Below are 19,826 nucleotides of genomic sequence, written 5' to 3' on the forward strand. Positions count from 1 at the left end.
AATGTCCGAAGTGGCCGGCAATGCACTGGCTACACGTGTTGTAACAGGAAGAGAAGAATGACTGAGGATTGGAATAGCTTAGTGGGGTGGCTGCAAGGCCATCAGGAAGTATTCAGCTTGTTGTGCGTTGTGCTGCTGTTTCTAGGAGCATGGCTTGTCAACTGGGTGTTCAAGCACATCCTGGTGCGTGGTTTGCACAAGGTGCTGCGCTCGGCTTCCGTAGGCCAGGCGATTGCCCGGAGCCGGGTGGTTGCGCGGCTTGCGAATATTGTGCCGGCATTGATCATTTCGCTAGGGATCGCCTGGATTCCCGAGTTGCCGGAAGCCTTGGTCACCGTGGTACGCAACGTGGCGCATGGTTTTATCGTGCTGACCATAGGCCTGGCAATTGCCGCGATATTGGACATCATCAACGATATGTGGCAACAGCGGCCGGACGCACACCGCAAGCCGATCAAGGGCTATGTGCAGGTCATGAAGATCGTGGTCTACATCATTGCGACCATCCTGGTGGTGGCGACATTGATGGACCGTTCCCCCGTGATTCTGCTGTCCGGTATCGGCGCAATGGCGGCAGTGCTGATGTTGATTTTCCAGGACACCTTGCTGTCGCTGGTGGCCAGCGTGCAGATTACCTCGAACGACATTATTCGCGTGGGCGACTGGGTGGAGATGCCCCAGCTCAATGCGGATGGATTTGTCATTGATATCGCACTGCATACGGTGAAGGTGCAGAACTGGGACAAGACGATCACGAACGTCCCGACCAAACGCTTCATCACCGACTCATTCAAGAACTGGCGCGGGATGTTCGAGTCAGGCGGCCGCCGTATCAGGCGCAGTATCTTTATCGACCAGAACAGCATCCATTTCTTATCCATAGACGAATGCGAGCATTTGCAGCAATTCAGCCTGCTGGATGGCTACCTGAAGAAGAAGAAGGAAGAGATCGAGGCGTGGAACCAGAACCTGATTGCGAATGGACACAAGCCGATCAATGCTCGCCGGGTGACCAATATCGGCACGTTTCGCGCCTATGTCGAGCAATACCTGAAAAACCATCCGCGTCTGCACAAGGATATGATGATGGTGGTGCGCCAGCAGAATCTTTCTGCCGAGGGAATTCCGCTCGAAATCTGGTGCTTTACCAATACTACGGCATGGGTGGAGTACGAGGCTATCCAGTCCGACATTTTCGACCACTTGCTGGCGATCCTGCCGGAGTTCGGCTTGCGTGTATTCCAGAATCCAAGTGGTGCGGATTTACAGGCCATGCGTCAGCCTTTGTCACAATAAGCGAGAGAGCGTCTGAAACTTCAGGCGATTTTTTGTTCCAGCCGTCCGCGGTAGAGGGCGGCAATCAAATCGGTCTGGGTCACGATGCCGACTAGCCGGCGTTCGTGATCCAGCACTGGCACATGATGGATACCGTGTTTCGATAGCAGCGGTACAAGCTGCACGATATGGGTGTCCACATTGACGGTCAATGCCTTGCTGGTCATGATCTGGCCGATGACTTCAGGCTTGTCGGTTTCCACCAGGAAGGTTCGGCGGACAAAATGCCGGAGTTTTTCCTCAAAGCCGGGATAGGCATCGAGATTGGCATGCTTCATGAAATCAAAGCGCGTCACGATGCCAATGACGCGGCGGGCACGATCGACGACGGGCAATGCCTTGATATGGTGGTTGAGCAGTAATGGCCAAGCTTCCTCCAACAGCGTACCGTATTCCACGCTGATCACGTCGCGCGACATGATGTTACCGCAGCTGATTTCACCAAAGCGGCGTTTATAGGCCTGCATCTCGGTTTGCAGGAATAGGTTTTCAAGGTCGTCCCGTGCAATGTCCAGCACCTGGTTGTATTCCTTGAGTACGGCATCCAGATCAGCGGTGGTGAACCCTATCCTGTGAGATGGGCTGATATCCTGTGTTTTATGAAGGTTGGGTTCTGGCTTGGCCTGGTGAGGGTAGTGGCGTTTTGTCGCGTTGTTGTATATCAGTGCAACTAGCAGCAGGAAACCTGAATTGAGGGTAACAAGCAACAGGAAGTAAGCGCTGTGTTCCACTGCCAGTGGCCCCGAAAGTACGGCAGTCAAAGCCACGGCACCGCCAGGCGGATGCAGGCAGCGCAATGCAAACATCAGGCCGATGGCACCAGCTACTGCTATGGCGGCGGCTACAGGGATGCTGGCAAACCAGTGCAGGCTGGCAATACCAACCAGCGCCGAAATAACATTGCCCCCCATGATGGACCACGGCTGGGCCAGTGGGCTGGCAGGCACGGCATAGAGCAACACGGCTGATGCACCCAATGGCGCAATCAGGAAAGGCAGGCTTTCCGGTCCCAATAGCCATGCGCTCAAGGTGCCGCTTACCAATATGCCGAGCAGGGCGCCCAGGCAGGCCCGGAGTTTTTCGCGGTGATTCACCGGGCTTTGTTGCGGCTTCAAGCCCTTAAGCCAGTTTAATCCAGCAGACACTTCAGAATCCCGTAAGAAAACGATGTAATCTAACATCAATGCATGATGTTAGCGATGCCTGGGAATATGGATTTTATTGATAGCACATATTACTGGCTTATTAATTGATACAATTTGATATGTATTAATTATCAGGATCAACATGACTTTAAGTGAACTCAAGTTCATCGTCGCAGTGGCGCGCGAGCGCAATTTTCGCCGGGCGGCGGAAAAATGCTTTGTGAGCCAGCCTGCGTTGAGCCTGGCGGTGAAAAAGCTGGAGGAGGAACTGGGCGTCATCATTTTCGAGCGCAGCCACAAGGATGTGGCCATGACGCCGATTGGTGAACAGATTATTGCGCAGGCCAACCGGACTCTGGAAGAGTCCAATCGCATCAAGGAAATTGCGCGCATGGGCAACAACCAGTTGGCTGGTCCGTTCAAACTTGGCGTGATTTATTCTACCGGCCCTTACCTGTTGCCTGAAATCATTCCCGCGTTGCGCAAGCTTGCCCCGGAAATGCCATTGGAGGTGGAGGAGAACCTGACGGCCAACCTGGAAACGCAATTGCGAAACCGGGTGCTGGATGCCGCGATTATTGCCCTGCCTTTTGATGTACCCGGCGTGCGTTATGAGTCTTTGTACGATGAGAGTTTCGTCGTCGCGGTGCCTGATATCCATCCCTGGGCTGACCGCAAGGAAATCCATGCCGAGGAGCTGGCGGACGAGAAGGTGTTGCTGCTTAATAGCGGCCATTGCTTCAGCAACCAAGTAGTGCTGGCCTGCCCCGAGCTATCGCGTCATGGCGAAGTGCTGCAGGGCAATTCCCTGGAGACCATTCGCAACATGGTAGCCTCTAATCTGGGCATTACAGTACTGCCGTGCAGTGCAGCAGTAGAGCGTTACCGCAACCCATTGATCAGGACGATTCCATTTGCAGCGCCGGTGCCGACCCGCCGCATGGCGCTGGCCTGGCGTAAGGGCTATACGCGTGAACAGGCAATAGAGACTTTGTTGCAATCAATACGTGCACTCAAGTCACCGTGTTTGCAATCTATTGTGTGAAGTTGGTAACCACAAAAAAGCAAAGGGGCCTGGCGGCCCCTTTTGTACGGAGATGAGACAACAGCTTAGCGGTTGCAAACGTACATGGTTACTTCAAAACCAAAACGCATTTCAGTTACTTCTGGCTTGGTCCACATGATATATCTCCTTTAAGTTTGGGATAGGGACTGCGTAGTTGCCATCAACTGCGTAATCCATGACTCTCATCATATACATTATGTCTGCATATGCCATGCGCAGCATCATGATCTGGGCCTCATGATTTTCATTAGTGTTGACGCACGGCAAGACGACCCAACGCGGTTATACGTTTGGATACAAAACTGTATCAGTAAGTGACGAATACGCGGTAGCCGGAAACCACTTCGCCACTAGTGGAAAAAGCCAGGTTGATCTGGATTTCTTCATTGGCTGGTAAGCCTGCTTCGATATCCGTATCTGAGGGCAGGTATTCCTCGGGGGTGAAAATACGGCGCAACTTAGGCTGCTCATCATCATCGGTGAGGGTGAGTTCCAGCAGGGGGTAGGCCTGGGTGTAGCTTGCATTGTTGATCAGTTTGGTCGAGAGCTGGATCACTTCGGGATGCTCGAAGTCTTCTTGCAGGTCAGAATCATCCAGGGCTAGCAATTCGGCATTGCGCGCCAGCGGTACTGTGCATCCCAGCCATTCGCAGGCAGAAACCAATACAGGCCTGCTGGCTGGCCAGTGCCCTGCCAGCTCTGTACGGAAAAAATAGACTGACTGGGCGAGCGAAACCAGTAACAGCAACAGGCACAAAGGCACAGCCAGCCATGCAGAAATGCGGCGGTTACGGACTGGTTTTTCTGGCGCAAGAAAGCTGGTTGCGGCAGCAGGCTCTATGCTGGGTTGCGGTGGCTCGATTTCATGGTGCGCGATGTGGGCATCGGCTTCTGGCGTTTCTTTTGTCTCTGCCGGCGAGGGAGTTTCCGTTTCGGTGTCTACCGATTCTCCCTGGTCAATTTCAACCGTAGTAAGGAGGTCATCGGGTGATTCCACCTCCTCGGCGGCTATTATTTGTAGCTCGGGGGAGAGCGCCGGTTCGGCATCGGCTTCAGTTTGGGTTGCCGCTGCGACAGCTTCATCTGGGACTGCACCCGCCTGTGTCTCGGTTTCTATTACAAACTGATCAGGATTTATTTCCTCTGTCGGGCTTGCAGGCAATGGCGCCAGGGTTTGTGGCTCGAGAATTTCATAGAGCCTGGAGCTGGCATTGAATGCATGCTGGCAGTGGCCGCAGCGCACCTCTCCTGCATGTGCTGCCAGTTGTTCCGGCTTGACGTGGAATTGGGTGTCGCACGCTGGGCAGGAGGTCACTAGCCGCATATCAGCCGGTCACCTTCTGCTTCCTGTGAGCATTACCCAGCTATCCATGAAAACAGGCGGGTTCATGTCAAACCATTCCTGATAAATGGCGCTGACTTGTTCTGCCTGTTCGCGCAGGATGCCGGATAGCGCAATTTTGCCACCAGTTTTTGCAGCGCGTGCGAGGGCAGGCGCAAGCACCGAGAGCGCGCTGGAAAGGATATTGGCGACGACGATGTCAAACTGTCCGCCAGGCAGGTCGTTGGCCATGAAGAAGCTGGCATCGGCCTGATTCTGCTCGGCGTTATAGACGCTTGACTGGATGGCCTGGGCGTCAATGTCCACGCCGATGACCTTGTCTGCGCCCAGCTTGCGTGCGGCGATGGCCAGAATGCCGGAGCCGCAGCCGTAATCCAGGACGCTGGCGCCGGGGCTGACAGTATCGGCCAGCCAGCTCAGGCACAAGTGCGTGGTCGGGTGGCTGCCGGTGCCGAAGGCCAGGCCGGGATCCAGCACGATATTGAGTGCATCGGCATTGGGTGCATCGTGCCAGGAAGGCACAATCCAGAGGTCATCGCGGATACGGATGGGCTCGAACTGCGATTGTGTCGCGCGTACCCAGTCCTGCTCGGCGATGGTCTCGGTGGTGTACTGGAACTCTGCAATGCCCGTGGCTTCACTGAGTTCCTGCAATACGGTTTCCAGCGCTGATTCTTCATCGAACAACGCACTGACGACATTTTGCTGCCAAATGCCTGGCGGCGGGTCGCCGGGCTCGCCAAAGATCGGCTGTTCGTCCGGCGTTTCCGCATTGGCATCCTCGATGCTCGCGGAGAGGGCACCCAGTTCCATCAGGGTGTCGCTCAGGAGCTCGGCATTGTTGTCCTTTGCCTCAATTTTTAACGAAATCCAGCCCATTACTTGGTAGCGATGCCCAGCTTGTGTTCCAGATAGTGAATGCTGGTGCCGCCCTGGCGGAATGCAGTATCGGCCATCAGTTCCTTGTGCAGCGCAACATTGGTCTTGATGCCCTCGATCACCATTTCCGACAGCGCGATCTGCATGCGGGCAATGGCCTGCTCGCGCGTGTCGCCGTAGGCGATCAGCTTGCCGATCATGGAATCGTAGTTGGGCGGCACCAGATAGCCTTGGTAAGCATGGGTATCGACGCGGATGCCAGGGCCGCCGGGCATGTGGAAGGTAGTGAGGCGGCCAGGGGAGGGCACGAAGTTGAACGGGTCTTCCGCATTGATGCGGCACTCGATGGAGTGGCCCGATAGCTTGACGTTCTTCTGGCTGATGTGGAGCTTTTCGCCTGCAGCGATGAGGATTTGCTGCTTGACGATGTCGATGCCGGTAATCATTTCGGTGACCGGATGTTCCACCTGCACGCGGGTGTTCATTTCAATGAAGTAGAACTCGCCATTCTCGTAGAGGAACTCAAAGGTGCCTGCACCGCGATAGTTGATGCGCTTGCAGGCTTCGGCACATGCAGTGCCGATTTTTTCGCGCAGTTTGTCGCTAATGCCGAATGCCGGCGCTTCTTCCAGCACTTTTTGGTGGCGGCGCTGCATGGAGCAGTCACGTTCCCCCAGGTAAATGGCGTTGCCATGCTGGTCGGCGAGTACCTGGATTTCGATATGGCGCGGTTGCTCCAGGAATTTCTCCATGTACACCATGGCATTGCCGAATGCCCCGTGGGCTTCGGTCTTGGTCATGCTGATGGCGTTGAGCAGTGCTGCCTCGGTATGGACCACGCGCATGCCACGGCCGCCACCGCCGCCAGCGGCCTTGATGATGACCGGATAACCAACTTCCTTGGCGATACGCAGGTTCTCATCGGCATCATCGGACAGTGCGCCGTCGGAACCAGGCACGCATGGCACGCCGGCCGCCTTCATGGTGTCCTTGGCGCTGACCTTGTCACCCATCAGGCGGATTGTTTCAGCACGCGGGCCAATAAAGGTGAAACCGCTTTGCTCGACACGTTCGGCAAAATCGGCATTTTCAGAGAGAAAGCCATAGCCAGGGTGTATGGCCTCAGCATCGGTGACTTCTGCTGCGCTGATCACGGCAGGGATATTGAGATAGCTTTGTGCCGAGGGCGCCGGGCCTATGCACACGGATTCATCAGCGAGCTTGACGTATTTGGTTTCGCGGTCAGCCTCGGAATGCACGGCAACCGTCTTGATGCCCAGCTCGCGGCATGCGCGCTGGATGCGCAGGGCAATCTCGCCGCGGTTGGCAATAAGGACTTTATCGAACATGGGTTGATTCCTAGCCAATGATGAACAGCGGTTCGCCGTATTCCACGGGTTGGCCGTTTTCGACCAGGATGGCCTTGATTACGCCAGCCTTGTCAGCCTCGATCTCGTTCAGGAGCTTCATGGCTTCGATAATACAGATGGTGTCGCCAACATTCACGTTGCTGCCCACATCGACAAAAGGCTTGGAATCAGGAGATGGGGCACGGTAGAAAGTACCGACCATGGGGGATTTCACGACATGGCCTTCGATAGCAGGGGCTGCTTCCGGAATAGCTACTGCAGCGACTGCGGCTTGCGGCGCTGCTGGCGCTGCGAAATATGGCTGGGCAAATTGAACTGGCGCCTGGCTGTTGGGCAGGTGGCGCGAAATGCGTACCTTTTCTTCACCCTCGGTGAGTTCCAGCTCGGAGATGCCGGACTCTTCGACCAGGTCGATCAGTTTCTTCAGTTTGCGTAAATCCATGGTTAACCTCTAGATGTATTGGGTGCCGGTTAGGCACGGGTAATGGTGTTGATGGCGTAGTTCAACGCCAGTGAATATCCGCGCGCACCCAGGCCACTGATGACGCCGACTGCGAGATCGGAGAAATACGAATGATGGCGGAAGGATTCGCGGGCATAGATATTCGAAAGATGGACTTCAATAAACGGGATCTTCACCGCGGACAAGGCATCACGCAAGGCCACGGAGGTATGGGTAAAAGCTGCTGGATTGATGATGATGAAATCCACGGGCGCGCGGGCCAGGGAATGGATTCTCTCCACCAACTCGCCTTCATGGTTGCTCTGAAAAGTGTCAATGCCAATGCCCGCATCATCGGCATGCTGTTTAAGCTGGTTGTTGATGCTTTCCAGGGTATCCGAGCCGTAATGGTCAGGTTCGCGCAATCCCAGCAGGTTCAGGTTGGGGCCGTGCAATACCAGTACGGATTTGGAGGATAGTTGGGCCATGAAAGGGGGCGTTTGAGCGCCAGTGCAACTTTGATGGCTGCAAGTTTGCCGTAGTTTGGGGTATTTTGTCTAGAGAATTGGCGAAATTTAACGAAATTGCCTGCCAATGCCCGGTAAGAAAAAATTACGATGAAGTGGCCAAAATTGGCTGCAAGGTCTCAAGCAACAATGCCTTGCTGACCCGGCCAAAGTAAGCGCTGATAATTTTACCATCGGAACCGATAATCACGGTATGGGGTACTACCCCCTGCACATTGCCAAGCGAGTTGCTGAGCGCCATGCCTTCCATGTCGGCGGCCAGCAATGGATAAGGCATAGAGCTCTGCTGGGCGAATGCCTGCATTTTGGCGGCATTATCAAGGGAAATGCCGAGTACGGCCAGTTTTCCTGCATATTCCTCTGCCAGTTCTGCAAGTTCCGGCATCTCCTCACGGCAAGGCGCGCACCAGGTTGCCCAGAAGTTCACTACCAGCAATTGTCCTTGCCATTGCTTCAACGGCTGTTCGGTATTCGTGAGATCGATGACGCTGGCGTTAAAGAAGGGGACGGTGGACGCATACACTTCAACCGGCGGTGCCAGGTTGGGTTTGCTGAAATATTGCTGGATCAACAGGATAGCAACGGCGATTCCCAGGGCGAGAACCACAAAGCCGCGTTTGCTCAGGTTGGGCTTATTCGGGTTGGATGGCTGTGTCATAGGTTGATTTTACCGCATTCAGGGTCACGAGGAATTTATTGCTGTTCTGGTAGCCGATTACCCGGCTATGGGGAATTTCCTTACCTGTACCATCAAAGAAAATAATGCCGGGCGGGCCGAATAGGCCGAAACGCTTGAGCAGCGCCTGGTCTTCTGCATCATTGCGCGTCACATCGGCCTGCAATAGCGTGACGCCCCCCAAACTGGCGCTCACTTCAGTGTTGCTTAAGGTAAATTGCTCCATCTCCTTGCATGCTGCACACCAGTCGGCATAAAAATCGAGCATGACGAGCTTGCCTGGGTTCTGGTTCAATGCCTGCTCCAGGTCGGCAATACCCTTGATGCGTTGAAAAGACAGGCCAGCGCCGGTCTGACTCAGACTCAATCCTTCCAGTGGCCGCAGGGGCGACTTGGCACCCGAGGCGGCACCTATCACCAGCGTGGCGCCGGCGAGCAGCATGAGCACGGCAATGCCTTTCCAAAAGCGCTGCCAGGCGCTTGCGGTGTCTGGCAGGCGATCCAAGGCGCGCATGAAAATTGCGGGGACGATCAGCAGCGCGGCCCATAATAGCAACTGCAAGCTGGCAGGAAGCAATGGCGAAAGAATCCAGAGCGCAACCGCCAGCATGAATACGCCGAAGGATTGACGCACAGCCACCATCCATGGTCCGGCCTTGGGCAACAGTGTCCCGACGGAAGCGCCTATCAGGAGCAAGGGGATGCCCATGCCGATGGAAAGCGCGAACAGGGCGCTTGCACCCAGCAGCACATCCTGGGTTTGGCCAATGTAGATCAAGGCGCCAGCGAGTGGCGCAGCTACACATGGGCTGACGATCAGGGCGGAAAGCACGCCCATGGCGAACACGCCAAACAGGCGGCCGCCCGGCAGGCGATTGCTGGTTTTGATCAGGAGGTTTTCCAGGGCTCGGGGCAGCTTGAGCTCATAAAACCCGAACATGGAGAGTGCAAGCAGCACGAAAATCAATGCGCTGGCCCCCAGCACCCAGGCATTCTGCAAGGCGGCGCTCAACAACTGGCCGGAAAGTCCGGCTGCCACGCCAACTGCGGTATAGCTTGATGCCATGCCGAGCACATAGGCGAGTGAAAGCCAAAAGCCGTGCCAGCGGCTTCTAGTGCGGCTACCGACAATAATGCCGGAAAGAATCGGGATCATGGGCAGCACGCAGGGGGTGAATGAGAGCAGCAGGCCAAAGCCGAAAAATCCTGCAATGATCAATAAGGTATTGCCGCCTGCCAATAGGCTGGCAGCCTGGTCATGTTCGCCTTGCGGCAGTTTGGCGGTTGAACCTGGCGTGCTGTCTGTGGTCGCATGCAGGTAGCCGAGTTCGAAGGATTGTTGCCTGGGCGGGTAGCATAGGCCTTTTTCGCTGCATCCCTGATAGCTGGCTTTGATCTTGATATTGTCTCTTGCCGTGTTTGCCAATGCCAGATGCATATCAGCGGTAAAGCTCTGGTGGAACACTTCGGTGTGGCCAAAAGTCGGGTCTTGCTTCCAGTCGCCTTGTGGCAAATTGAGGTTGTTGACCGTGTGGTCGGCAGGCTCCAGTTCAAACTTGATCCTGTCCTTGTATAGATAGTGTCCAGGGGCAATTTTGAAGGCGGCTTGCAGGTGGTCTGCATCAATTAATTCGACCTGGAGCTTGAAAGCTTGCTCGGGCGGCAGAATATTATCGGTATCGTTGCCCAGGAATGCGCTTCGTCCCTGGCTCAGCCATTCGCTCAATTGGCTGCTGTCCGCCGCGGTTGCCGTGCCTGAGGCTGCCAGCAGGGTACAGAGCAGCAGGATTGGAGATAAGCAACGCTGTAATGCAGAGATCAAGCCCGGGTTTCCTGGTGTAGCCATGTAAGATAGGCAGCCAAGCCGCCCGTGACTGGGACATGGATGATCTCGGGAAGTTCGTAAGGGTGCAGTTCGCGGATGGTTTGCTCAAGTTCGGGATAGCGTGTGCTGGTGGTCTTGATGAGCAACGGGATTTCCGTTGCGGTTTCCAGCTTGCCTTGCCACTGGTAGAAAGACAGGCAGGGGGCAAGCATATTGACGCAGGCAGCCAGCTTTCTGCTGACAAGTTCGCGCGCAATGTTTTCGGCGCTGGTTTGGTCCGGCATATTGGTCAGGACTAGCAGGGCGCCACTGTTTTCTGATGATGGAGATTGAAGTTTCATGCGTTTTATTTTCCTCTTGCTGATTTTACTCGCTTTCCCGATCGCTGAGATATGGGTGCTGGTGGAGTTGGCTGCAAGATATGGCTGGCTGGTGCTGGCTTACCTGGTCGTGGTCGGGGTATTGGGTTGGCGATTGATTCAGGATGAAAAGCTTCTGATGCTCGGGCGTATGGCGCAAACGCTGCAAGCGGGCGGGACGCCTTTGCGCGCGATGTTCGGCAGTGCCAAGAACCTGTTGGCGGGGGTTCTGCTCTTGATTCCGGGTGTGATCAGCGATGCGATTGCGGTGATTTTGCTGTTATTGCCGGGTGGTGGCAAGCTGGAAACCGCAGCCAATGACGATGATTTCGTTTCACGTGAAACCATCCATACGGAATACCGTAGCGAGACGCGCGCACAGTCATCGGCAGGTGATGTGATTGAAGGCGAGTACCGGCGCGAGGATTAAGCGCCTGGCACTGTGCTAGACTTCCCGCTTTTTCCGTCAGTGGTCAGGGTCGTGTGGAATCAGGAATCCCATGTCTTTTCAAGTCATTATCAAGCCTAGTGATCGCATATTCACTGTAGAAGATGGCGATACCGTGCTGGATGCCGCCATTGATGCGGGCGTCAATCTGCCGTATGGCTGTCGCAACGGTACCTGCGGCGCCTGCAAGGGGCAGGTGCTTGCGGGAGATATCAATTACGGCGAGTATTTTGACAGTGCCCTGAGTGAAGATGAGAAAAAAACCGGCAAGGCCCTGTTCTGTTGTGCTCAGCCTTTATCCAATCTGGTCATCGAGTGCCGTGAGGTGGCGGGCGAGGGGATTCCACCGCGTATCATGCCCGTTCGTGTGGAAAAGCTGGAGAAGTTATCTCACGATGTCATGGGCATGACGCTCAAGCTGCCAAGCAATGAACGCATGCAGTTCGTGGCCGGGCAATACGTGGAATTCCTGCTCAAGGATGGCAGGCGCCGCGCATTTTCCCTTGCCAATGCGCCTTATCAGGATCGTTTTCTTGAGTTGCATATGCGCCTAGTGCCGGGCGGGCAATTCACCCAATACGTATTCAGCGAAATGCAGGAAAAAACCATCCTGCGCCTGGAAGGGCCATTTGGTACGTTCTATTTGCGTGAAGAGAGTACACGCCCTGTCATTTTCGTGGCGGGCGGCACCGGTTTTGCACCGGTGAAAGGCATGGTGGAAAATGCATTGCATCATGGTCTTAAACGCCCCATGGTGCTGTACTGGGGCGCAAAAACCAGGCAGGACTTGTATCTGGATGCCCTGGCGCGACAATGGCAGGAACAGAACCCGCTATTCACCTATGTGCCGGTATTGTCTGACCCGGTGCCCGAGGACGCATGGAAGGGCCGGACTGGCCTGGTGCACGAGGCTGTGCTGGAGGATCATCTGGACATGAGTGCGCACCAGGTTTATTGCTGTGGTGCGCCGCAGATGGTGGAGGTGGCTCACCGGGATTTTCAGCGTCACGGCCTGCCTGAGGAGGAGTTTTTCTCGGATGCATTCACCTTTGCCAATCCGGTAACGAAGGTGTCAACCTAAAACTAATAAAACTAAAGTTGCGTTGCTCAGCGTAATTTAGGTGGGAGAAGGGGCTGCGATACGCCTATTTCTCTTCACGGCAGAACTGCACGCTCAAGCGGTAGTGATGATTGGCCGCACCGCTTTCGCCACGGCTTTCAAGCAGGCGTGCTAGGGTCAGGTGTGCTTCCGCGGAAGGTTCTACGCTGATGCTGGCTTCAAGATAGCTTTGCGCCTTGCCCCACAGGCTCAGGCGGATACACATCTTGCCCAGTGACAGTAGCAATCTGGCGTCTCCCTCGTGGCTCAGCAGCCAGTGCTCGGCCTGTTGCAGCTGCTTGTGCGGATTGGTGCTGGCACAGTCTCCCAGCTTGCCAGCAAGTTCGCTGTCCCATTCCTTTGTCAGGCTCATTTCCAGCACTTCCTGCGCCTGGTTGCCCGCGTTCAGTGCAATAAAGGCATCTGCGGCCATACAGGCAATCCGGCTGTTGAGGCGATCTTCTTCCGGTACTTTCTTCCAGTAGGCCATGAGCGCGTTTAGGTCTTTGCCGTGGCGCTCAATCAAGTGTTGATGCGCCTGGTGGCGGATTTCTCTAGCCTGCCAGCTTTCCATGCCATCGTGTTTTTCCAGTTGCTGCAGCAACACCAGTACTTGTTCCCAATTGTTGAGGCGTAGTTGCACCTTCAACTCAAGCCGCATGGCCGGGACAAACCTGGGTTCTATTTTCTCGATCTTGTGCAGGATATCCAGTGCCTGGCTATAGAGCCGGTCATCCAGCAGTAATTCGGCATTGAGCAGTAGGCGTGCTACTGCCGCATCGGGTGCCAGGCGCTCGGCTTCGGCCAGATAATAGTCGCGCTGGCCTTTCTGCTTGAGCTTGTGCGAAGCACGGGCGGCGAGCAATGCGGTCAGGCTGGGGTCTTCGCCGAGCTCCAATGCCTTGGATGCTGCTTTTTGTGCGAGCTGGTAGCGCCCCTGGCTCATGGCATGCAGAGATTCCAGCAGGGCCGCATGGCCACGGCGGATGCGGCGGTTTTCCTTGTAGGTGTGTACATTCGCAGGCAAGTCGCGCGCATAGTTGATAAAACGCAATACCAGGTGCAGCGAGGCAAATGCAAGCACTACCAGGATGAGCAGCAGGTTGAGCGACAATTCCAGGCGATAGGGCGGTCGCACGATCAGTACATAGCCTTCGTTGTTGCCTGCCAGCAGTGAAACGCCGATGGCAAGCGCGAGTATCAGCAGGATCCAGATCAGTATGCGCACTATTGGCCCCGCTCCAGGTTGATGCGGTCAGTATTGCGCTCGGAATTGTTGGCACGTTCCAGGGTGAGCTTGTATTTGCTGGCCAGGCCCAGTGTCTCGGAGATGTCCGGCAGCTGGATCACGATGCTGCTACCGGAAAGTTGCTTCAGCGTATCAAGCGCCGTGGTGGTGCTGTGTTCACGCAGGTCAAAATAGTTCTTGATCCAGTGTTCCGCCTGCTGTAAGTCTGCACGGTACGAGGCCTCATCGTGCTGTAGCAAGGCAATCCTGGCCGTGAGCAGGTGCAGCTTGAGGTTCTCGCGCAGGAAGAAAGTCTGGTCCGGCGCCAGCAGTGGCGGCTCCGGGCGGTCCACACGTTCCAGCCGTATCATGTGCTTGAGGTCGTCCCAAATCTCACGTGCCAGCCTGCTGAACTGGTTTTCCTCATGGAGTGTCGCTTCGGGAAGGGATGTTTTTGGGTGGCGGTCGCTTACCAGCGGCAATTTGCCGACGCCTTCGATGAGGTTTTCCAGCTTGAGGCTGATGCCGATCATGTCGATCTGCGGCAATTCCTGCAGGCGCTGGATATCCTTGGCAATGGCCTTGCGCAGCTGGATCCCCTGTACGCTGTCCATTTGCTGTAAACGTGAATCCGCCGTTTGCAGCGCCAGCAGCGCTGGCTTGAGATTGCCTGCCAGTTGCAATTGCTGGTTGGCAATGATCAGCAGTTGTTCTACCTCGGCAATCACGCGTTCATCATGATTGTTGACCAGTTCCATGTAGAGGGTTTGCAGGGCTTCCTGCTGGTCACGAGACTCTGCAAGCTGCTGTTCCAGCCGGATGATGCGGTTGGCGGCTTCGGAGCTGCGTTCGTCCGCATTCTTGGCTAATGCCAGGCTTTGCTGGTTGGTGCCATTGAATTGTTCCAGGCGCTGGGTCAGGGTTTGCTCAAGGGCATTGAAGCGATAGCGGGTATTTAGCCACTGCCAGGAGATAAAGGCGATAGCGCCTGCGGCCAGTATCAAAGCCAGCCACGCAAGAAAAGAGGGCTTGCGGCCAGGGGCGGCCAGGACAGTTTGCGGGGTTTCAGGCGATTGTTGTTCAGTCATGGTTTACTTCACTTAAACATTGCAGCATGGCGTCGTCTCCGGGTGCTGTGGCGACCAGGACACGCAGGCCCAGGCTGGACGGTAACTCGGCAATACGGGCATGGTTGACGCAAATCGTGATGCCAAGCAGCCATTCTGCGCTGCCATTGTTGGTCATGGCAAGTAAATGCCGCATGGCTTCGCTGCTGGTGACCACAATGGTATCCAGTTGTCCATTTTGCCACAGCGCATGCAATTTGCCCGTATCGGTTTGCGGGTTGATACGGCGGTAGCATTCAGCAAAGCGGACTTCCGCGCCACGGCTACGCAAGGTATCCGCCATGAGTTCACGGCCCCCTACGCCGCGCACGATCATGATGCGCTGGTCTTCTACGGACTGCATTTGCGGTAATGCCAGCAGGGATTCGCTGTCAAAGCGATGCTCGGGCTGCAAGACGGTGGCTATGCCGTATTGCTGAAGCTCGGTTGTGGTTACCGGGCCAATGGCGGCAAATCGTGGTTTGGCAGGCCATTGTGAAAACTTGGCCTTAAGGCTTGGCATGGCGTGCTGCACGGCATTGGAACTGATGAAAATCACCCAGTCCTGCGCGGCGAAATCTTCAATGGCTTGCTCAAAGGCGCTGTAGTTTTTAAGCGGTGCGATTGCAATCAGGGGAAAGTCAATCGCCTGGCCGCCAGCCGTTTCAATCATGCGCGTCAGGCGGGTAGCCTGGTCAACCGGGCGCGTGACGGCGATATGGCGGCCGGTGAGATCAGTCATGCGCAAGCGCGGCGAGGATGCGGTCAGCGCCACGTGCCACTAGTTTGGCTGCGAGTGCCTGGCCGAGTGCATCAGGCTGGTCTACCGGGCCTTGCGCGGTTTCACGCAGCAATTCCCTGCCATCTATGCTGGCGACGAAGCCGGTCATGCTGAGTGACTCGCCATGTTGCTGCGCGTAAGCGCCCAATGGCACCTGGCAGCTACCGGCCAGGGCGCGGCTCATGCCGCGTTCGGCTTCCACGCAGGCGGCGGTTTGCGCATGGTTGAGCGGGGCCAGGACTTCGAGCAGGTCGTGCCGGCTGGCATTGATTTCGATGCCGAGCGCGCCCTGGCCCACTGCAGGAATGCTGGCTTCCGGGTCTATGCATTCGCGGATGCGTGCTTCCAGCCCCAGGCGTTTGAGTCCGGCGGCGGCAAGAATGATTGCGGCGTATTGGCCTTCGTCAAGCTTGCGTAGCCGGGTTTGCAGGTTGCCGCGCAGGGATTCCACCTTGAGGCCGGGGAAGCGTGCCTGCAACTGGCTCTGGCGGCGCAGGCTGGAGGTGCCGACCACGCTGCCCTCCGGCAGGGAGTCCAGGCTGGCGTAGTCGTTGGAGACAAATGCATCGCGCGGGTCTTCGCGTTCGCCGATTGCGGCGAGGGCGAAACCGGGCGGCAGGTGCATGGGCACGTCCTTCATCGAGTGCACAGCCAGGTCGGCCCGGCCATCGGCCAATGCCTGCTCCAATTCCTTGACGAACAAGCCCTTGCCGCCAATGCGGGCCAGCGGGGAATCCAGGATCTGGTCGCCAGTCGTAGTCATTCCAAGGATTTTTACTTCGGTTTCAGGGTATAGGGCTTGCAGGCGGCTCTGGATATATTGTGCCTGCCACAGGGCAAGTGCGCTTTCGCGCGAGGCAATCACCAGTTTCTTGGGAGCATTCATCGGGTTTATGGCTTGGCTTGCGCTTTTGCAGCTTAATCATTGAAAGCTGCCATTTTAGCATAGCGCCACCCGCGGCTAAGCTGCGGACAGCTTGCGCAACAAATGATACTGGCGTCTGCTCACGGCAATCGTCTCTGGGATATCTTTCAGGATGGCGTGCCAGCCACTTTCGCCATCGGTCTCACGTTTTTCATACCCTATGATGCTGGATTGTGCTACCAGGCAATTGCGATGTAGGCGTAAAAAGAGGTGGCCCAGTTCCTGTTCCAGGCTGCTGAGTGATTCTTCAATCAGGTATTCCTGCATTCGTGTGCGCAGCGTGACATATTTGAGTTCGGCGCGCAGGTAGATCACGTCATTGACTGGTATGAGCAGGATGCGGCCATGATTGCTGACGCTGAAATGGGTACGGGTGTGCTGTAATGGCCTGAGTGCTTCAACCTGGGCAGGCAGCAGCACGCGTGCCTTGTGAATGGCGGCCGCCAGGCGTTCCTGGCGGATGGGTTTAAGCAGGTAATCCACGGCATTCAATTCAAAAGCCTTGATGGCATAGCCATCGAAGGCGGTGGTGAAAATGATTGCGGGCGGTTGGGCAAGCTTTTGTGCATGCCCGGCTGCTTCTATGCCATCCATATTGGGCATGCGGATATCCAGCAGCAATACGTGGGGCTTGAGCTGTTGTGTCAGTTCCAGGGCCTCGTTGCCATTCCTGGCCTCGCCAAGCAGCTTGACGTCGGGAATTTCCGTTAGCAGTTCGCGCAGGCGATTGCGCGCAGGCGGTTCGTCATCAGCGATGACGATATTGAACAATGTGCTATTCATACGCCTTGCCCCTTGCGGTAGGGAATCACGATGTGCACGGTATAATCATGGCCGCTGTTCGTGATATTGAGGCTGGCTTCTGCGTCGAAATGCAGTTCCAGCCGCTCGCGGATGTTGTCGAGCGCCATGCGGTTGCCCTGGTGATGACCTGATCCGGGCTGGTAAGGATTGCGCAGGTGGATATGCAGTTCATTGCGCGTGCTGTGGAGCTGGATGCTGATGGCGCCGCCTTCAGCCAGCGGTTCTATGCCGTGATACACCGCATTTTCCAGCAGAGGTTGCAGGATGAGCGGGGGGATCAGCGCATCCTGCGGCATATTGTCCACCAGCCATTCCACATGGAGCCTGTTTTCCAGCCTGAGCTTTTCCAGGGCCAGGTATTGCCTGCACAGGGCGATTTCCTGCGCCAGGGGTACCAGTTCGCGGTTATCTGCCATCAATACGCGGAACAGGTCTGCCATATCCATGAGCGCGGTTTCTGCCTGCCTGCTGTCGCTACGTACGATAGAAAGCACAGCGTTGATGCTGTTGAACAGGAAGTGCGGGCGTATCCTGGCTTGCAGGGCCTGCAGACGTGCCTCGACAAGTGCGGGAGTCAGGGAACGCTGGCGCAATTGCAGGTAGGCGAGGGTAAAGCCGGTCATGCTAAAAGCAATCAGGACGGTGCGTGCCAAGCTGTTTTGCAACTCGATGTTCAACAGATGGATGGCGGCCATATGCGCCAGCAGGCTTGATGCCAGGGGCAGCGCCAGGACGATGGCATACGCGGACAGGGTATTCAGGCGCGCCAGCCAGGGATGCAGCGCATAGAGCAGCAGTAGGCTGACAAGCAGCACAGGCTGCATGAAGGCGCACCAGCGGGTGAAGGCCGGGAGCCATTCTGCCAGCGTAGCACTGGCCGCCAGGGATGAGAACAAGCCCATCAGGTTGACCAGCACCAGGATGCGCAGACATATGCCGAGGTTGCGGAAGTCGGGCAGCTTCGCGGAATTAATGGCTTTTTGCTTTATAATAGCCATGGTTTAGCGCACTATTTTCACTATCTATCATCATCGTGAGTTCATCACGCAACATCATGACAGAAAAGTCCAACATCTTGAATCCAACCCCTTCCAAAACCTGGTCCGGACGTTTTAACGAGCCAGTGGCCGAACTGGTCAAACAATATACCGCATCCGTGGGCTTTGACTATCGATTGGCCGAATATGATATACAAGGCTCACTTGCCCATGCACGCATGCTGGGCGCCCAAGGCATCATCAGCCAGGAGGATGTGGCACAGATAGAACAGGGCCTGGGCGAGATTCTCGATGAAATCCGCAATGGCGGATTCAACTGGTTGCTGGATCTGGAAGATGTACATCTCAATATCGAGAAACGCCTAACCGACAAGATTGGCGATGCAGGTAAGCGCTTGCACACTGGGCGCTCCCGCAATGACCAGGTTGCCACCGATATCCGCCTGTGGCTGCGTGCCATGTTGGACGATGTCGTGGCACGTATTCGCAAACTGCAGCAATCGCTGGTGGACCTGGCCGAGCAGCATGCCGATACCGTGATGCCTGGCTTCACTCATTTGCAGGTGGCGCAGCCCGTGACTTTCGGCCACCACTTGCTGGCCTATTTTGAAATGCTGCAACGCGATGCCGAGCGCCTGATCGATGCGCGCAAGCGCATCAACCGTCTCCCGCTCGGCGCCGCGGCACTGGCAGGCACCAGCTATCCGATAGACCGCGAGCGCGTGGCGCGCGAGCTGGGGTTTGACGCCATATGCGAGAATTCCCTGGATGCGGTATCCGACCGCGACTTTGCGATTGAATTTACCGCGGCTGCCGCACTTATCATGACGCATTTGTCGCGCCTGTCGGAGGAGCTCATCCTCTGGTCCAGCCCGCGCTTCGGTTTCATCGATATTGCAGACCGCTTCTGTACCGGTTCTTCCATCATGCCGCAGAAGAAAAACCCGGATGTCCCCGAACTTGTGCGCGGCAAGACCGGACGGGTCAATGGTCACCTGGTGGCACTGCTGACATTGATGAAGAGCCAGCCGCTGGCTTATAACAAGGACAACCAGGAAGACAAGGAACCCTTGTTCGATACCGTGGACACCTTGCTGGTGACGCTGGAAATCTATGCGAACATGCTGCGCGGCATCAAGGTCAACAAGGAGGCCATGCGCCTGGCAGCCGCGGAGGGATTTGCTACGGCAACCGATCTCGCGGATTACCTGGTGAAAAAGGGCACGCCTTTCCGCGATGCGCATGAGGTGGTGGCATTGGTCGTGCGCCATGCGGTGGAGCAGGGCTGCGACTTGCCTGATCTTCCTTTGCAGCAACTGCAGAAATTCAGTCCGCAGATTGGCGAAGACGTTTATAAGGTGCTGACGTTGGAAGGCTCATTGGCGAGCCGCAACCATCGAGGCGGCACTGCACCTGCACAGGTGCGCGAAGCCTTGAAGCGGGCGAAAGCCTTGCTCGGATAAGCGCCATC

21 protein-coding genes are annotated in these 19,826 nt (G+C 56.1%); 5 read left to right on the forward strand and 16 right to left on the reverse strand.

All coding sequences use genetic code 11. The features are described from left to right. The first annotated feature begins 57 nt into the window (after positions 1-57). The gene (locus tag LG198_RS09695) at positions 58-1,296 is read left to right on the forward strand and encodes a mechanosensitive ion channel family protein (protein ID WP_230342966.1); all 1,239 of its coding nucleotides are present in this window, start codon (positions 58-60) and stop codon (positions 1,294-1,296) included. Positions 1,297-1,316: 20 nt separating this feature from the next. On the opposite strand, the gene LG198_RS09700 is transcribed toward LG198_RS09695, so the two are convergent. Further along, entirely contained in the window at positions 1,317-2,480 is a 1,164-nt protein-coding gene (locus tag LG198_RS09700) for an HPP family protein (RefSeq protein ID WP_328485305.1), read from the reverse strand. A 142-nt stretch (positions 2,481-2,622) separates the two neighbouring features. Between LG198_RS09700 and LG198_RS09705 the strand changes: the two genes are divergently transcribed. After that, positions 2,623-3,525: a hydrogen peroxide-inducible genes activator gene (locus LG198_RS09705; protein ID WP_230342968.1), complete on the forward strand. Its 903-nt coding sequence runs from the start codon at positions 2,623-2,625 to the stop codon at positions 3,523-3,525. Between the two features lie 65 nt (positions 3,526-3,590). Here LG198_RS09705 and pqqA read toward each other — a convergent pair whose 3' ends face one another. From pqqA to cutA, 9 genes are all read right to left on the reverse strand, one after another. Further along, on the reverse strand, positions 3,591-3,662 hold the full coding sequence (pqqA, locus tag LG198_RS14340) for a pyrroloquinoline quinone precursor peptide PqqA (protein WP_081774944.1): 72 nt from the start codon (positions 3,660-3,662) through the stop codon (positions 3,591-3,593). A gap of 191 nt (positions 3,663-3,853) precedes the next feature. After that, positions 3,854-4,870: a DUF3426 domain-containing protein gene (locus LG198_RS09710; RefSeq protein WP_230342969.1), complete on the reverse strand. Its 1,017-nt coding sequence runs from the start codon at positions 4,868-4,870 to the stop codon at positions 3,854-3,856. A 9-nt stretch (positions 4,871-4,879) separates the two neighbouring features. Beyond that, entirely contained in the window at positions 4,880-5,767 is an 888-nt protein-coding gene (gene prmA / locus LG198_RS09715) for a 50S ribosomal protein L11 methyltransferase (RefSeq protein ID WP_230342970.1), read from the reverse strand. After that, positions 5,767-7,116 (reverse strand): acetyl-CoA carboxylase biotin carboxylase subunit, encoded by a 1,350-nt coding sequence (gene accC / locus LG198_RS09720; RefSeq protein WP_230342971.1) that lies wholly within the window; start codon positions 7,114-7,116, stop codon positions 5,767-5,769. The genes prmA and accC overlap by 1 nt, the downstream gene beginning before the upstream one ends. Positions 7,117-7,126: 10 nt before the next feature. Next, complete coding sequence (gene accB / locus LG198_RS09725; protein WP_230342972.1) at positions 7,127-7,579, reverse strand: acetyl-CoA carboxylase biotin carboxyl carrier protein; 453 nt, start codon at positions 7,577-7,579, stop codon at positions 7,127-7,129. Positions 7,580-7,608: 29 nt separating this feature from the next. Further along, positions 7,609-8,067: a type II 3-dehydroquinate dehydratase gene (gene aroQ, locus LG198_RS09730; RefSeq protein ID WP_230342973.1), complete on the reverse strand. Its 459-nt coding sequence runs from the start codon at positions 8,065-8,067 to the stop codon at positions 7,609-7,611. Between the two features lie 124 nt (positions 8,068-8,191). Further along, positions 8,192-8,764, reverse strand: coding sequence for a TlpA family protein disulfide reductase (locus LG198_RS09735; RefSeq protein WP_230342974.1), 573 nt, complete (start codon positions 8,762-8,764; stop codon positions 8,192-8,194). Beyond that, positions 8,739-10,604: a protein-disulfide reductase DsbD gene (gene dsbD / locus LG198_RS09740; RefSeq protein ID WP_230342975.1), complete on the reverse strand. Its 1,866-nt coding sequence runs from the start codon at positions 10,602-10,604 to the stop codon at positions 8,739-8,741. The genes LG198_RS09735 and dsbD overlap by 26 nt, the downstream gene beginning before the upstream one ends. Then, a complete protein-coding gene (cutA, locus tag LG198_RS09745) occupies positions 10,601-10,948 on the reverse strand; it encodes a divalent-cation tolerance protein CutA (RefSeq protein WP_230342976.1) in 348 nt (115 codons plus the stop codon). Before cutA ends, dsbD begins: the two co-directional genes overlap by 4 nt. On the opposite strand from cutA, the gene LG198_RS09750 reads away from it, so the two are divergent. Then, positions 10,947-11,396, forward strand: a complete 450-nt coding sequence (locus LG198_RS09750; protein WP_230342977.1) for an FxsA family protein — start codon at positions 10,947-10,949, stop codon at positions 11,394-11,396. The genes cutA and LG198_RS09750 overlap by 2 nt on opposite strands. 70 nt (positions 11,397-11,466) lie before the next feature. Beyond that, complete coding sequence (locus tag LG198_RS09755; RefSeq protein ID WP_230342978.1) at positions 11,467-12,495, forward strand: CDP-6-deoxy-delta-3,4-glucoseen reductase; 1,029 nt, start codon at positions 11,467-11,469, stop codon at positions 12,493-12,495. Positions 12,496-12,559: 64 nt separating this feature from the next. Here LG198_RS09755 and LG198_RS09760 read toward each other — a convergent pair whose 3' ends face one another. The 6 genes from LG198_RS09760 to LG198_RS09785 all read right to left on the reverse strand — a co-directional run bounded on the left by LG198_RS09760 (position 12,560) and on the right by LG198_RS09785 (position 18,355). Next, positions 12,560-13,741 carry a heme biosynthesis HemY N-terminal domain-containing protein gene (locus tag LG198_RS09760; protein WP_230342979.1) on the reverse strand — a complete coding sequence of 394 codons (1,182 nt, stop codon included), beginning with the start codon at positions 13,739-13,741 and terminating at the stop codon, positions 12,560-12,562. After that, positions 13,741-14,829, reverse strand: a complete 1,089-nt coding sequence (locus tag LG198_RS09765) for a uroporphyrinogen-III C-methyltransferase (protein ID WP_230342980.1) — start codon at positions 14,827-14,829, stop codon at positions 13,741-13,743. The genes LG198_RS09760 and LG198_RS09765 overlap by 1 nt, the downstream gene beginning before the upstream one ends. Then, positions 14,822-15,589, reverse strand: coding sequence for a uroporphyrinogen-III synthase (locus LG198_RS09770; protein ID WP_230342981.1), 768 nt, complete (start codon positions 15,587-15,589; stop codon positions 14,822-14,824). Before LG198_RS09770 ends, LG198_RS09765 begins: the two co-directional genes overlap by 8 nt. Beyond that, positions 15,582-16,514, reverse strand: coding sequence for a hydroxymethylbilane synthase (gene hemC, locus LG198_RS09775; RefSeq protein ID WP_230342982.1), 933 nt, complete (start codon positions 16,512-16,514; stop codon positions 15,582-15,584). Before hemC ends, LG198_RS09770 begins: the two co-directional genes overlap by 8 nt. Before the next feature lie 75 nt (positions 16,515-16,589). After that, the gene (locus LG198_RS09780) at positions 16,590-17,336 is read right to left on the reverse strand and encodes a LytR/AlgR family response regulator transcription factor (RefSeq protein WP_230342983.1); all 747 of its coding nucleotides are present in this window, start codon (positions 17,334-17,336) and stop codon (positions 16,590-16,592) included. Next, on the reverse strand, positions 17,333-18,355 hold the full coding sequence (locus tag LG198_RS09785; protein ID WP_230342984.1) for a sensor histidine kinase: 1,023 nt from the start codon (positions 18,353-18,355) through the stop codon (positions 17,333-17,335). The genes LG198_RS09780 and LG198_RS09785 overlap by 4 nt, the downstream gene beginning before the upstream one ends. Positions 18,356-18,411: 56 nt before the next feature. Here LG198_RS09785 and argH point away from each other — a divergent pair, with 56 nt between their 5' ends. Next, positions 18,412-19,818, forward strand: coding sequence for an argininosuccinate lyase (gene argH / locus LG198_RS09790; RefSeq protein WP_230342985.1), 1,407 nt, complete (start codon positions 18,412-18,414; stop codon positions 19,816-19,818). Positions 19,819-19,826 lie beyond the last annotated feature (8 nt).

The sequence above is a fragment of the Methylobacillus arboreus genome (assembly GCF_020532725.1).
Taxonomy (GTDB): Bacteria; Pseudomonadota; Gammaproteobacteria; order Burkholderiales; family Methylophilaceae; genus Methylobacillus; species Methylobacillus arboreus.